This is a genomic window from Blautia sp. BCRC 81119 (genome assembly GCF_003184505.1).
Classification (GTDB): domain Bacteria; phylum Bacillota; class Clostridia; order Lachnospirales; family Lachnospiraceae; genus Blautia_A; species Blautia_A fusiformis.
In genome coordinates this window covers 39,425-52,643 of the sequence record NZ_QJHD01000009.1, presented here as the reverse complement: position 1 = coordinate 52,643, position 13,219 = coordinate 39,425, and the positions used below count along the sequence as shown (strand labels likewise).

Sequence of the window (13,219 nt, the reverse complement as noted above, 5' to 3'; positions counted from 1 at the left end):
GAAGAAAAATGGCACTTAGAACAATCCGTGTACAGGGGGATTCTGTACTGACAAAAAAATCCCGGACAGTAGACAAAATGACACCGAGGATCGGGGAACTGATCACAGATATGCTGGATACCATGTATGATGCAATGGGTGTTGGCCTCGCTGCACCACAGGTAGGAATCCTGAAACGTATCGTTGTCATCGACGTAGGTGAGGGCCCGATCGTGCTGATCAATCCGGAGATCCTTGAGACAAGCGGCGAGCAGACCGGTGACGAGGGATGTCTGAGCGTTCCGGGAATGGCAGGACAGGTAACACGTCCGAACTATGTGAAGGTAAAAGCACTTGATGTAAATATGAACGAACAGATCTACGAGGGAGAGGGCCTTCTGGCAAGAGCATTCTGTCATGAGATTGACCATCTGGATGGAAAAATGTATACAGAACTTGTGGAGGGAGAACTTCACAAGGTAACTTATGATGAAGAAGACTAAAGGCGGGATACTATGAAGATTATTTATATGGGAACTCCGGACTTTGCGGTGGCGCCTCTTGCAGCACTGGCAGAGAACGGATATGAAGTGGAGGCTGTGATCACACAGCCGGACAAACCGAAGGGCAGAGGCAAAACTATGATGCCTACTCCTGTAAAAGAAGAAGCACTGAAACACGGGATCCCGGTACTGCAGCCGGTGAAGGTAAGAGATCCTGAATTTGTGGAAGAACTGAAAAATCTTGCACCGGACATCATCATTGTTGCGGCATTCGGGCAGATCATTCCAAAGAGCATCCTGGATATGCCGAGATTCGGATGTATCAATATCCATGCGTCTCTGCTTCCTAAATATCGTGGAGCTGCACCGATCCAGCAGGCGGTGATCGACGGTGAAAAAGAATCCGGCGTTACTATTATGCAGATGGGAACCGGTCTGGATACCGGTGATATGATTTCCAGGATCGTGGTTCCGCTTGCCAAAGATGAGACAGGTGGAAGCTTGTTTGATAAGCTCGCACAGGCAGGTGCAGAGCTTCTGGTACAGACTTTACCGTCCATTTTTGGCGGAACTGCAACCCGCGAGAAACAGCCGGAGGAGAGTCCAACACCATATGCTGCCATGATCTCCAAAAAAATGGGGCTTCTGGATTTCAGCAAAAATGCGGAAGAACTGGAGCGTCTGGTAAGAGGCCTTGATCCATGGCCAAGCGCTTTTACCTTTATCAATGGAAAAACATTGAAGGTCTGGAAGAGCTCTGTTCTGGAAAAACAGGCACAGGAAGCACCGGGAACTGTGATAGCCGCTGACAAAGGAGGAATCCAGGTAGCATGCGGCCAGAAGGTACTCGTGCTTCATGAAGTGCAGCTGGAAGGCAAAAAACGCATGGAAGCGGATGCGTTCCTTCGGGGATATCAGTTGAAACCAGGAGACATGTTCAGAGATTCCAGGGAGTGATGAGTTATGTACGGATATGGTTATTACGGATGGGGAATGGACCCCACGATTCTTTTGCTCGTGATCGGAATGCTTCTTTCTCTTGCGGCATCCGCGAAGCTGCGCAGTACCTTTGCAGTCTATAAAAAGGTCCGGAGTCATTCAGGTATCACCGGTGCGGAAGCTGCACAGAGGATCCTGAGAGCGGCTGGGATCACAGACGTACAGGTGGTTCCGATCCGCGGAAGTCTTACGGATCACTATGATCCGAGAACGAAAACGGTTTCCCTTTCAGAAGATATTTATGGAAGAAATTCTCTGGCGGCTGTGGGGGTGGCAGCACATGAATGTGGCCATGCGATCCAGGATGCGATCAATTATGCACCACTGAATATCCGTTCAGCCATTGTACCTGCCGCAAATATTGGTTCCCAGCTTTCATGGCCGCTGTTTATCGCAGGACTGATCTTTTCCATTGATCCGCTGGTAACTCTGGGAATTGTTTTGTTTTCACTGGCAGTACTGTTTCAGCTGGTGACACTTCCGGTTGAGATCAATGCGTCTTCCAGAGCGCTTAAAATGCTGGAAAGTACAGGTATCTTAGGTGCAGATGAAAAAAAGGGTGCAAGAAAAGTACTTACAGCGGCAGCGCTTACCTATGTAGCAGCTCTGGCGGCATCTATTCTGCAGCTTCTGAGACTGATTATCCTTGCAGGAGGTAGAGATCGTGATTAGCAGCGGAGTAAATACCAGAGAACTGATCCTTGAGATCCTGTTACAGATCGAGGAGGAGGGTGAGCACAGCCATATTGCGATCCGGAATGCGCTTTCCAAATATCAGTTTCTTCCGAAACAGGAACGTAGCTTTATTACAAGAGTATGTGAGGGAACCCTGGAATACCGGATCTATATTGATTATGTCATCGATTCTTTTTCAAAGGTTTCTGTAAACAAGATGAAACCGCAGATCCGTGAGATCCTGAGAAGTGCGGTATATCAGCTGAAATTTATGGACAGTGTTCCGGACAGTGCAGTATGCAATGAAGCGGTAAAGCTGGCACAGCGAAAAGGCTTTTATAATCTAAAGCCCTTTGTCAACGGGGTGCTCCGTACGATTGCAAGAGAGATCAGTGATCTGGAGCTTCCTTCCAGGGAAGAAAACGAAGTCCGTTATCTTTCCGTGAAATATTCCATGCCGGAATATCTGGTAGAAAAATGGAAAGCAGCCTACGGAGTGAAGACCGCGGAGAAGATCCTGGAGGATTTTCTGACAGAAAGACCGATCACAGTACGGTGCCGTACTCATAAGGCGTCTCTGAGAGAAATCGTCACCAGTCTGAAGTCTCAGGGAGTGACAGTAGAACAGGCTCCTTATCTTCCCTATGCACTGAAGATTTCCGATTACAATCATATTCTGACACTAGAGACATTCCTTCAGGGAAAGATCCTGGTGCAGGATGTAAGCTCTATGCTTGTAGCGGAAGCTGCAAGTCCGAAAAAAGGCGACCATATCATCGACATGTGCGCTGCGCCAGGTGGAAAAAGCATCCATGCGGCAGACAAAATGGGGGATTACGGAAATGTGGATGCCAGAGATGTAAGTCAGTATAAGGCAGATCTTATCGAAGAAAACATCCACAGGACCGGAGTGATCAACGTGGAAGCCAGAGTTCAAGATGCAACGGTATATGATCCGGATTCCGAACAGGCTGCGGATATTGTGATCGCGGATGTACCGTGCTCCGGTTATGGTGTTATCGGCAAGAAACCGGAAATCAAATACCGGGCAACTCCGCAGAAACAGGAAGAGATCGTAATGCTCCAGAGAATGATCCTGGATAAGGCTGCAAAGTATGTGAAACCGGATGGAACGCTGATCTTCAGCACATGTACCATTGCCCGGGAAGAAAACGAAGAAAATGTATTATGGTTTTTAAAGAACTATCCGTACCGGCTGGAAAGCCTGGATCCGTATATTCCGGAGGAACTGCACTGTAAATCCACGAAGCTTGGCTATCTGCAGCTTCTGCCGGGAATACATAAGACGGATGGATTCTTTATTGCCAGATTCAGAAGGAAATAACAGAAAATGACAGATGTAAAATCCATGACCATGGAGGAATTGAAGGAATTCATGACAAAGATCGGTGAAAAGCCTTTCAGGGCGAAACAGATCTATGCATGGCTTCACCAGCGGCTGGTTACCTCCTGGGATGAAATGACAAATCTTTCCAAAAGCCTCAGGGAAAAGCTTTCGGCTTATCCGATCACAGCGCTGACCCAGGCAGATGTAAGAATCTCAAAAATTGACGGAACCAGAAAATATCTGTTTCGGCTGGAAGATGGAAATGTGATCGAGAGTGTTCTCATGCGGTATCACCACGGAAATTCTGTGTGCATTTCTTCTCAGGTGGGCTGCCGTATGGGATGCAGATTCTGTGCATCTACCATCGGAGGACTGACCAGATGCCTGAAGCCGTCCGAGATGCTGGATCAGATCTACCGTATCCAGGCAGATACCGGTGAACGTGTGGCCAATGTAGTTGTGATGGGAACCGGTGAGCCGATGGATAATTATGACAATCTTGTCCGTTTTGTCCGGATCCTTACCGACGAAAACGGTCTTGGGATCAGTCAGAGAAATGTGACGGTTTCTACCTGCGGGATCGTGCCGAAGATGTATGATCTGGCTGAAGAAAAGCTTCAGATCACTCTGGCACTTTCCCTTCATGCTCCAAATGATGAAAAACGACAGGAACTGATGCCGATCGCGAATAAGTATTCCATGGATGAGGTTCTGGATGCCTGCAGAAATTATTTTGATAAAACAGGCCGAAGGATCACCTTTGAGTACAGTCTTGTAGCCGGTGTCAACGACAGTGAAGAAGATGCGAGACAGCTGGCCGGCCGTATAAAAGGCATCAATTGCCATGTAAATCTGATTCCGGTCAACCCCATCAAGGAACGCTCCTATGTGAGGTCTACTCGACAGGCTGTGGAGAATTTCAAAATAAAACTTGAAAAATACGGAATTAATGTTACTATTAGAAGGGAAATGGGCAGCGATATCGACGGTGCCTGTGGACAGCTAAGAAAAAGTTACATGGAAAAAACAGAAAGCGAGAAGTGACATGAGGATATACTCAGCTACTGATGTAGGGCAGAAGCGGAAGATGAATCAGGATTACGTGTTTGCATCTGAAGGTCCGGTTGGAAATCTGCCTAATCTTTTCACAGTCGCGGACGGAATGGGCGGACATAACGCCGGTGACTATGCATCCTCACATGCAGTACGGATCCTTGTGGATGAAATCCGTGAAGATGCGGATTACAATCCTGTGAAGGTTATTCGTCATGCGATCGAAGCTGCGAACACGGAGATCAGAAACCGTGCGCAGGAAGACGAAAACCTCCGGGGCATGGGAACCACTATGGTGGTGGCGACTATTGTAGATCAGTATGCCTATGTAGCCAATGTGGGTGACAGCCGTTTATATGTGATCCAGGACGGGATCCGCCAGGTCACCAGAGATCATTCCCTGGTACAGGAAATGGTGAGAATGGGCGAGATCAGCGAAGCGGAAGCACGGAATCATCCGGATAAGAACATCATTACAAGGGCACTTGGCGCGGAGAAAACGGTGGATGTGGATTTCTTTGATCTGAAACTTGAAAAAGGATGTACGATCCTGATGTGTTCAGACGGTCTCAGCAATATGGTTGAAGATGAGAAGATCCAGGAGATCATATCCGATCCGGAAGCAGATATTGATCAGAAGGGCAGTGCGCTCCTTCGGGAAGCAAATCAGAATGGTGGTAAGGATAATATTGCAGTCGTACTGGTAGAGCCATTCACGAATGAGGTGGAAGCATGTTGAAGACGGGAATGATCATAGCCGAGCGCTATGAGATCGTAGGAAAAATCGGAACTGGCGGAATGGCAGATGTCTATAAGGCTATGGACCATAAGCTGAACCGTTTTGTTGCAGTGAAGGTCCTGAAACCGGAGTTTCGGGAAGACACCACGTTTATAAAGAAATTCAGAAGTGAGGCCCAGGCGGCAGCTGGTCTTACACATCCGAATATCGTCAATGTATTTGACGTAGGAGATGACGGCGGTGTTTATTACATTGTTATGGAACTGATCGAGGGTATCACTCTAAAGGAATACATCTCCAAGAAGGGAAAGCTTTCCATTAAAGAGGCTACAAGTATCGCAATCCAGGTTTCTATGGGTCTGGAGGCGGCACACAGCCATGGTATCGTTCACAGAGATGTGAAACCCCAGAATATCATTATCTCCACAGATGGTAAAGTAAAGGTGACAGACTTTGGAATTGCCAGAGCTGCATCTTCCAATACGATCAGCTCCAATGTAATGGGATCTGTACATTACAGCTCACCTGAGCAGGTGAGAGGCGGATACAGCGATGAGAAGAGCGATATCTATTCTCTTGGAATCACACTGTATGAGATGGTCACAGGAAGAGTTCCTTTTGACGGAGATACCACTGTGGCGATCGCTATCAAGCATCTGCAGGAAGAGATGGTCCCGCCAAGTGTGTATACACCGGACCTTCCGTACAGTCTGGAGCAGATCATTCTGAAATGTACACAGAAAAGTGTAGATCGTCGTTACAGCCGTATGGAGGATGTGATCGCAGACCTGAAGCATTCTCTGATCGATCCCCAGGGTGATTTTGTAAGGCTTACTACAGTTGACAACGATGCCAAGACGGTTGTGATCTCAGAAGAAGAGCTTGGTGAGATCAAACATACACCGAAGCAGATCACAAAACCGGAGATCACCGCACTTGAGGAAGAAAAATACGACGATAACGATTACGATGATGCAGAGGAAGAATACAGACCGAGATCCGAGCATAGATCCGGAAAGAAAAAGAAGCATCATGGTTCCGGAAGAGGCCTGACGATTGCGGCACTGATCGGAGGTGCAGTCCTTCTGATCGTTCTTGTGGTAGTGCTTGGACGTGCCGCAGGACTGTTTGGAACCGGCAGCAGCGGAGCTGCAGACAGCAGCAAGGCAGAAGCGAAGCAGGAATCAGCAGCTGACGGTCTGGCAACCGTTCCTGATCTTGTAGGCAAGACAGAGGAAGAGGCTAAAACACTTGCAAACGATGCACATCTGGGTGTCCAGATGGCCGGTGAGGAGGCATCCGATCAGGAAAAAGGCAGGATCTCCCGTCAGGAGACAGCTGCGGGAACACAGGTTGAAGCCAATACAACTGTGAAATACTGGGTAAGCACCGGAACAGCACAGGTTACGATCCCAGATCTGGATGGACGTACAGGAATCGATGCACAGCAGACTCTGGAAGATCTTGGACTTCAGGTAAATGTCCAGAAAGAATACAGCGACACAGATGACAACGGATATGCACTGGTAGATCCGGGATATGTTTACAATGTCGAACCGGCAGCAGGTACTTCTGTGCAGGCAAGCTCTTCTGTAACACTGACAGTCAGTCGAGGGGTTGATTATGGCGATAATGCTGAGGTTCCGAGTGTTGTAGGAATGACCAAGGATGATGCACTTACTACTTTAGGGAAATTTATTGATATCCAGATAACAGAACAGCAGAGTACAGAAGCTGCAGGTACAGTTATCGCACAGGATCCGGAAGCCTATGCGGCAGCAGACCCGGATCAGCCGATCAGCATTACCATCAGCTCCGGTGACAAGGCTCCATCCACAGACAGCACAGCATCTGCAGATAGTACAGCATCTACAGACAGTACAGCATCCACAGACAGCACAGCATCTGCGGACAGCACAGTATCCACAACTACATCTACAGCAGATGTCAATGCAAACACAGGCTGGAAATGTACACAGACACTGGATACCCCGTCCGGCTACAATGGAGGCGCGATCCGTCTGGAACTGATCCAGGACGTAAACGGTGAGCCTAAGGCATCCACCATCATTGATGGACAGAATATCAGCTTCCCGTATCAGCTTGATATCTCAGGTGCTGAGGGCGTTACCTCAGGAACCATCTATCTCTATGAAGAGGTAGACGGGGATTATCAGCAGCTTGGAACCTACACGGTTACATTCAAGAAAGCTGAGTGATCATGCAGGGAAAGATAATCAAAGGTATTGCCGGATTCTACTACGTATATGCAGAAGACGGTAATACATATGAATGCAGAGCCAAGGGAATTTTCCGTAAGGATAAATTCAAGCCTCTGGTAGGTGACAATGTGGACATTACAGTTCTGGATGAAAAGGAACTGGAGGGAAGTGTGACGGAGATCCACAAGCGGAAGAATTCTCTGATCCGTCCGGCTGTGGCCAATGTAGATCAGGCACTGGTGATCTTTGCCATGGATAATCCGAAGCCGAACTTCATGCTTCTGGATCGTTTCCTCATTATGATGGAGAGGGAAGGTGTTCCGGCAGTCATCTGTTTTAACAAAAAAGATCTGGCAACAACGGAAGAACTGGAATTTCTCTATGAAACATACCAGAGCTGCGGCTATCAGGTGATCCTGTCAAGTGCCCTGAAGGGAGAAGGACTCGACGAGATCGAAGAAGTGCTTCAGGGCAGGACAACTGTGGTTGCCGGCCCATCCGGCGTGGGAAAATCTTCTCTTACGAATTCCCTTCAGGAAGAAGTGGAGATGGAAACCGGTGAGATCAGCCGTAAGCTGAAACGGGGAAAACATACCACGCGCCATGCACAGATCATACCGGTGGCACAGGATACATTCCTTGTGGATACGCCGGGATTTTCCTCCTTATATATTGAAAATATGGAGGAGCAGGAACTGAAGGATTACTTTCCGGAGTTCCGAAGATATGAAGGACAGTGCCGCTTTCAGGGGTGCCGTCACATACATGAACCGGGCTGCGCTGTTAAGGAAGCCCTTGAGAACAATGAGATCAGCAGACTCCGATATGAAGATTATCTGGAGCTGCACCAGGAATTAAAAGAGAAAAGGAGATACTGAGTCATGGAATACCGATTGTGCCCGTCGATCTTATCAGCAGATTTTAACAGACTGGGAGAACAGATCAAAATTCTGGAAAAGGAAGGCGTTGAATATCTGCATATTGATGTTATGGATGGAGATTTTGTTCCCAGCATTTCTTTTGGAATGCCGGTGATCAAATCGATCCGGAAAGAATCCAACATGTTTTTCGACGTACATTTGATGGTAACAGAACCGGAAAGATATATCCGCGATTTTGTAGAATGCGGAGCAAATTCCATTACTGTACATGCGGAGGCATGTGAGGATCTGGAGCGTACACTGGAGCAGATCAGGGCAGCAGGGGTAAAGGCGGCAGTTTCGATCAAGCCATCCACACCGGTAAATGACATCAGCCATCTTCTTGAAGATGTAGATATGGTGCTGATAATGACTGTTCAGCCAGGATTTGGCGGACAGAAATACATGGACGAATGCACGGAGAAGATCCAGGAGCTTCGTGAGCTTATTGATGAAGAAGAGCTGGATGTTGACATTCAGGTAGATGGTGGTATCAATGATGATACACTGGAGACTGTTATGCGTGCCGGTGCAAACCTCATGGTCGCAGGTTCCTGGGTATTTAAGGGCGATGTGGCAGCCAATGTAAGACACATTACAGAAAAAATCCACAATATCAAAAAAGAGCTGGACTGAAAATGATCGATACAATAATAATCAGCGGGGGCAATATCCAGAATGGTTTTGCCCTCGATTTTTTAAAAAAAAGAATAGAAGAAAGCCGAGGAGAGAAAATCACTCTTGTTGCTGCAGATAAGGGGATGGAATGGTTTATGAAAAACCGGGAATTTATTCCGGATCTTGCAATTGGGGATTTTGACAGTCTTTCCGAAGAAGGCCAAAAATATATGGAAAGCCTGAAGGGACCGGAGATCATCAGGCTGAAGCCAGAGAAGGATGATTCGGATACACAGTCTGCGGTAAACCAGATGATTCGCAAGGGTGCAAAGGATATCCTGATCCTGGGAGCTACCGGCACAAGGCTGGATCATGTGCTGGCGAATCTGGGACTGCTTTCCATGGGTAAGGAACAGGGCGTTCGTATTGCGATCGCAGATCAGTGGAATTATATCACACTTGCAGAAAGTGGAACCATACTGCACAGAGAGGAGCAGTTTGGAAAATATGTTTCATTCTTTACTGTGGGAGGTGATGTGACAGGCCTCACTCTGAGGGGGTTTAAGTATCCGCTGAACGGATATCATCTGACAGTAGAAGACAGTGGCCTGACCGTCAGCAATGAGATTTCGGAAGAAACCGCAGAGATCCTGTATGAAAGCGGGCAGCTTCTGATGATCATGTCCAGGGACTGACAGTAACAATAATTGCCTCACAGTTGCGATTTCAGGCTGTGTATGGTAATATGGGACAGGAATGGCCTGAAAAACGGAAAGGCCTGTTTAAAGAGTATCTGAAAAATACTGTAAATAAATATATCGAAAGGACGTATATAGAGAGATGAAATTAGGAATCGTAGGTCTTCCTAACGTAGGAAAAAGTACATTATTCAATTCACTGACAAAAGCCGGAGCAGAATCCGCAAACTATCCGTTCTGTACTATCGACCCCAATGTGGGTGTTGTAACCGTTCCGGATGAGAGACTGAATCTTCTCGGAGATTTTTATAAATCAAAAAAAGTAACACCGGCAGTGATCGAATTCGTCGATATTGCAGGTCTTGTAAAAGGCGCATCTAAGGGAGAGGGACTTGGAAACCAGTTCCTTGCAAATATTCGTGAGGTAGATGCTATCGTTCACGTGGTACGCTGCTTTGAGGATTCTAATGTTGTTCATGTAGATGGAAGCATTGATCCGCTCCGCGATATCGAGACTATTAATCTGGAGCTTGTTTTCTCTGATCTTGAGATCCTCGAGAGAAGAATTGCCAAGGTTACCAAGACTGCACGTATGGATAAGGAAGCTGCCAAAGAGCTTGCATTCCTTGAAAAAGTAAAGGCGCATCTGGAAGAGGGACAGCTTGCCATTACTCTGGAAACAGAGAACGAAGATGAGGATGCATGGCTTGCAACCTATAATCTTCTTACTGCAAAACCGGTGATCTATGCGGCTAACGTTGCAGAGGATGATATCGCAGATGATGGGGCGAACAATCAGTATGTACAGGCAGTACGTGAATACGCTGCCAAACAGAACAGCGAGGTATTTGTGATCTGTGCGCAGATCGAGGAGGAAATCTCCGAGCTGGACGAGGATGAGAGAAAGATGTTCCTTGAGGATCTGGGACTGACAGAATCCGGCCTGGAGAAGCTGGTGCGCGCAAGCTATCACCTTCTTGGACTTATGAGTTTCCTGACAGCAGGAGAGGATGAGACAAGAGCATGGACCATCAAGATCGGAACCAAGGCACCGCAGGCAGCAGGTAAGATCCACACAGACTTTGAACGTGGATTTATCAAAGCAGAGGTTGTGAATTATCAGGATCTTCTGGATTGCGGTTCCTATGCAGGTGCCAGAGAGAAGGGCCTTGTACGTATGGAAGGAAAAGAGTACGTTGTACAGGACGGAGATGTGATCTTATTCAGATTTAACGTGTGATCACCAACGTCTGTGAAATACCGGCTGTAAGCTGAAAAATTATAACAGGTGATTTTATGGATATGTCAATTCGGTTTCCCGGATTAAATCTGGTTTTGGATCATGTGCCGAGATCCTTTGAGATTTTTGGCTTTGAGATCACGATCTATGGCGTCCTGATCGCGATAGGAATGCTTCTGGGAATCTTTTTTGTGGTACTGGAAGCCAGAAGAAATCATGAAGATCCGGATGCATATCTGGATCTGGCCATCATAACGCTACTTTCCGGTGTGGCAGGGGCAAGGCTGCTTTATGCGGCTTTTTCCTGGAGCCTTTATAAAAATGATCCGGGACAGCTTCTGAATATACGGTCCGGAGGACTTATGTTTTATGGCGGACTTCTGGGCGGTGTGCTGGGTGGTGCAGTCTACTGCAGGATCCGAAAGAAATCCTTCTGGCAGATGGCAGATCTTGCCTGCATGGGACTTCTGATCGGGCAGATAATAGGAAAGTGGGGAAGCTTTTTTAACAGAGAATCTTTCGGGGAATATGCAGACAACATTTTTTCCATGCAGCTGCCGCTGACTGCGGTACGGGCAGGAGAGGTCACCATGGCTATGCGTGAAAAGCTTCAAACCGTGGACGGTGGTACCTGGATTTTGGTACAGCCCTTGTTTTTCTATGAAAGTCTCTGGTGTCTGCTTGTGCTTTTGGTGCTTATGATGCTGCTTCGCAAAAAAGTATTTCAGGGAGAGATCTTTCTGAGATATCTGGCAGGCTATGGTCTTGGAAGAGCAGTGCTCCAGTGGTTCCGCACAGATAAAATACTGTTTCCGGGAACCGGCGTGGATGTTTCATTGGTGATCTCGGTAATACTTTTTGTTCTTTGCACCGTGGTAGTTGCAGTGAAACGCGTGATGTCCAGAAAGCGGGCAAAAGTACGGATGAGAAGGATCGAGAAAGATCAGCAGGCAGAGAAAGAAGCGGAACAGCAACGGGAAAATGTAGCAGAGAATCTGGAAACAGAGACTGTACAGGGAGAAAAAAATGGATCAGAACGAGATACAGAAGAAAGAGGAAGCTCTTCGGAAAGCGTCACTTTTGCAGCAGCTGCAGGAGGAACGGAAGAAGCTGGACAGCCAGATCAGGAGCAGGAGCGATCTTCTGAAGAATCTGGAGGCCAGCCAAAGAGTTGACCGTATTCTGGAATTATATTACGGAAACTGAGATCAAACAGATATAGGATACAGATGCTTTTGTCTGATGGATCAGAATATAGGATAGGATACCGGCATTTGGCTGATAAGAGCAGCAGAAAACTGCCCTGCAAGAAAACGTCTTCTACGACGTTTCCGGCAGGGCAGTTTTTGTGCTGTGCAGTAGAAATATATCAGTACATCTTTCGGAAATCCAGAGGAGTTGTGCCTGTGACTTTACGGAACATGGCGATAAAGTGGCTGGCATCGGAAAATCCGGAAGCGCCGGCAACATCCTGGATCTTCATATCCGGTCTGGAAAGCAGAAGCTCACGTGCGCGGCTGATGCGGTACATGGTAACGTACTCGTAAACCGAGCAGCCCATAAAACGGCGGAACAGACGGGAAAGATACTGCGGAGAGACAAAAACGCTCCGGCTCAGTTGCGCTGCAGTGATATCCTGCTGATAACCGGTTTCGATTTCTTTTATTACCGGGATCACATATCTCTGGTAGAGAGGATTATCCTGTATCTTCGGAGAAGCTGCACAGTCTGTAAAATTCATAAGAAAATTATAGCAGTCGGAAGAAAGAGATTTCATATCCGGTGTGGGCTGATGATATTTACGCAAGGTAGAAGAAATCATTTTCCGGATACTGGCTCCTTGTTCCTTTTCGATAAGGATCACTTCCTGGTTGTCTGTCATGGAAGGAATGCTGCCTGCCAGTGTTCCTGTGAAGGTGGCAAACATCGTGGTCCAGGAAGTAGACTCCCTGTGATAGGAATGAGGGACACCGGGGGCGATGAGGATGCCCTCGTTGGCTCCGAGAGTATAAAATTTTCCACGGACTTCAATGCGTCCGGTACCCTTTTCAGTCTGGAGGTAATGATAATACGGATATCCGTCCGGACGGAAGATATTAACCTGATTCCAGTGGTTCCCAAGAGATTCAAACATGAAGGGAGCACTGACCGGAGTGTTTCTGAAATAGATCGACATGATATTCACCTGTTTCTAAATGTTATATATTTTGGCGAAACATATTATA

At 47.3% G+C, this 13,219-nt stretch carries 13 protein-coding genes; 12 read left to right on the top strand and 1 reads right to left on the bottom strand.

Annotated features, from left to right (window positions below; translation table 11 throughout):
- The first annotated feature begins 8 nt into the window (after window positions 1–8).
- From def to lgt, 12 genes are all read left to right on the top strand, one after another.
- The gene (def, locus tag DMI82_RS07225) at window positions 9–482 is read left to right on the top strand and encodes a peptide deformylase (protein ID WP_021651614.1); all 474 of its coding nucleotides are present in this window, start codon (window positions 9–11) and stop codon (window positions 480–482) included.
- Between the two features lie 12 nt (window positions 483–494).
- Window positions 495–1,439 (top strand): methionyl-tRNA formyltransferase, encoded by a 945-nt coding sequence (gene fmt / locus DMI82_RS07220; RefSeq protein ID WP_110102943.1) that lies wholly within the window; start codon window positions 495–497, stop codon window positions 1,437–1,439.
- Window positions 1,440–1,445: 6 nt separating this feature from the next.
- Complete coding sequence (locus DMI82_RS07215; RefSeq protein ID WP_015526118.1) at window positions 1,446–2,153, top strand: zinc metallopeptidase; 708 nt, start codon at window positions 1,446–1,448, stop codon at window positions 2,151–2,153.
- Window positions 2,149–3,501, top strand: a complete 1,353-nt coding sequence (rsmB, locus tag DMI82_RS07210; protein ID WP_110102978.1) for a 16S rRNA (cytosine(967)-C(5))-methyltransferase RsmB — start codon at window positions 2,149–2,151, stop codon at window positions 3,499–3,501. Before DMI82_RS07215 ends, rsmB begins: the two co-directional genes overlap by 5 nt.
- A gap of 6 nt (window positions 3,502–3,507) precedes the next feature.
- Window positions 3,508–4,548, top strand: a complete 1,041-nt coding sequence (gene rlmN / locus DMI82_RS07205) for a 23S rRNA (adenine(2503)-C(2))-methyltransferase RlmN (protein WP_110102942.1) — start codon at window positions 3,508–3,510, stop codon at window positions 4,546–4,548.
- A 1-nt stretch (window position 4,549) separates the two neighbouring features.
- Entirely contained in the window at window positions 4,550–5,296 is a 747-nt protein-coding gene (locus tag DMI82_RS07200) for a Stp1/IreP family PP2C-type Ser/Thr phosphatase (protein ID WP_021651617.1), read from the top strand.
- A complete protein-coding gene (pknB, locus tag DMI82_RS07195) occupies window positions 5,290–7,515 on the top strand; it encodes a Stk1 family PASTA domain-containing Ser/Thr kinase (RefSeq protein WP_110102941.1) in 2,226 nt (741 codons plus the stop codon). Before DMI82_RS07200 ends, pknB begins: the two co-directional genes overlap by 7 nt.
- 2 nt (window positions 7,516–7,517) lie before the next feature.
- Window positions 7,518–8,396, top strand: a complete 879-nt coding sequence (gene rsgA, locus DMI82_RS07190) for a ribosome small subunit-dependent GTPase A (protein WP_021651619.1) — start codon at window positions 7,518–7,520, stop codon at window positions 8,394–8,396.
- Window positions 8,397–8,399: 3 nt separating this feature from the next.
- Window positions 8,400–9,074, top strand: coding sequence for a ribulose-phosphate 3-epimerase (gene rpe, locus DMI82_RS07185; RefSeq protein ID WP_110102940.1), 675 nt, complete (start codon window positions 8,400–8,402; stop codon window positions 9,072–9,074).
- 2 nt (window positions 9,075–9,076) lie between these two features.
- A complete protein-coding gene (locus DMI82_RS07180; protein WP_021651620.1) occupies window positions 9,077–9,751 on the top strand; it encodes a thiamine diphosphokinase in 675 nt (224 codons plus the stop codon).
- A 145-nt stretch (window positions 9,752–9,896) separates the two neighbouring features.
- Window positions 9,897–10,994, top strand: coding sequence for a redox-regulated ATPase YchF (gene ychF / locus DMI82_RS07175; RefSeq protein ID WP_044961563.1), 1,098 nt, complete (start codon window positions 9,897–9,899; stop codon window positions 10,992–10,994).
- Between the two features lie 56 nt (window positions 10,995–11,050).
- The gene (gene lgt / locus DMI82_RS07170) at window positions 11,051–12,169 is read left to right on the top strand and encodes a prolipoprotein diacylglyceryl transferase (RefSeq protein WP_110102939.1); all 1,119 of its coding nucleotides are present in this window, start codon (window positions 11,051–11,053) and stop codon (window positions 12,167–12,169) included.
- 194 nt (window positions 12,170–12,363) lie between these two features.
- Here the strand turns inward: lgt and DMI82_RS07165 are convergent, their stop codons facing one another.
- Window positions 12,364–13,170 (bottom strand): helix-turn-helix domain-containing protein, encoded by an 807-nt coding sequence (locus DMI82_RS07165; protein WP_015526109.1) that lies wholly within the window; start codon window positions 13,168–13,170, stop codon window positions 12,364–12,366.
- Window positions 13,171–13,219 lie beyond the last annotated feature (49 nt).

Excerpts from the sequence above, each read along its gene's own strand:
- DMI82_RS07165 (WP_015526109.1), bottom strand. The coding sequence starts at position 13,170 with ATGTCGATCTATTTCAGAAACACTCCGGTCAGTGCTCCCTTCATGTTT.
- rsgA (WP_021651619.1), top strand. The coding sequence starts at position 7,518 with ATGCAGGGAAAGATAATCAAAGGTATTGCCGGATTCTACTACGTATAT.
- lgt (WP_110102939.1), top strand. The coding sequence starts at position 11,051 with ATGGATATGTCAATTCGGTTTCCCGGATTAAATCTGGTTTTGGATCAT.
- DMI82_RS07215 (WP_015526118.1), top strand. The coding sequence starts at position 1,446 with ATGTACGGATATGGTTATTACGGATGGGGAATGGACCCCACGATTCTT.
- fmt (WP_110102943.1), top strand. The coding sequence starts at position 495 with ATGAAGATTATTTATATGGGAACTCCGGACTTTGCGGTGGCGCCTCTT.
- def (WP_021651614.1), top strand. The coding sequence starts at position 9 with ATGGCACTTAGAACAATCCGTGTACAGGGGGATTCTGTACTGACAAAA.
- pknB (WP_110102941.1), top strand. The coding sequence starts at position 5,290 with ATGTTGAAGACGGGAATGATCATAGCCGAGCGCTATGAGATCGTAGGA.
- rlmN (WP_110102942.1), top strand. The coding sequence starts at position 3,508 with ATGACAGATGTAAAATCCATGACCATGGAGGAATTGAAGGAATTCATG.
- rpe (WP_110102940.1), top strand. The coding sequence starts at position 8,400 with ATGGAATACCGATTGTGCCCGTCGATCTTATCAGCAGATTTTAACAGA.
- DMI82_RS07180 (WP_021651620.1), top strand. The coding sequence starts at position 9,077 with ATGATCGATACAATAATAATCAGCGGGGGCAATATCCAGAATGGTTTT.
- ychF (WP_044961563.1), top strand. The coding sequence starts at position 9,897 with ATGAAATTAGGAATCGTAGGTCTTCCTAACGTAGGAAAAAGTACATTA.
- DMI82_RS07200 (WP_021651617.1), top strand. The coding sequence starts at position 4,550 with ATGAGGATATACTCAGCTACTGATGTAGGGCAGAAGCGGAAGATGAAT.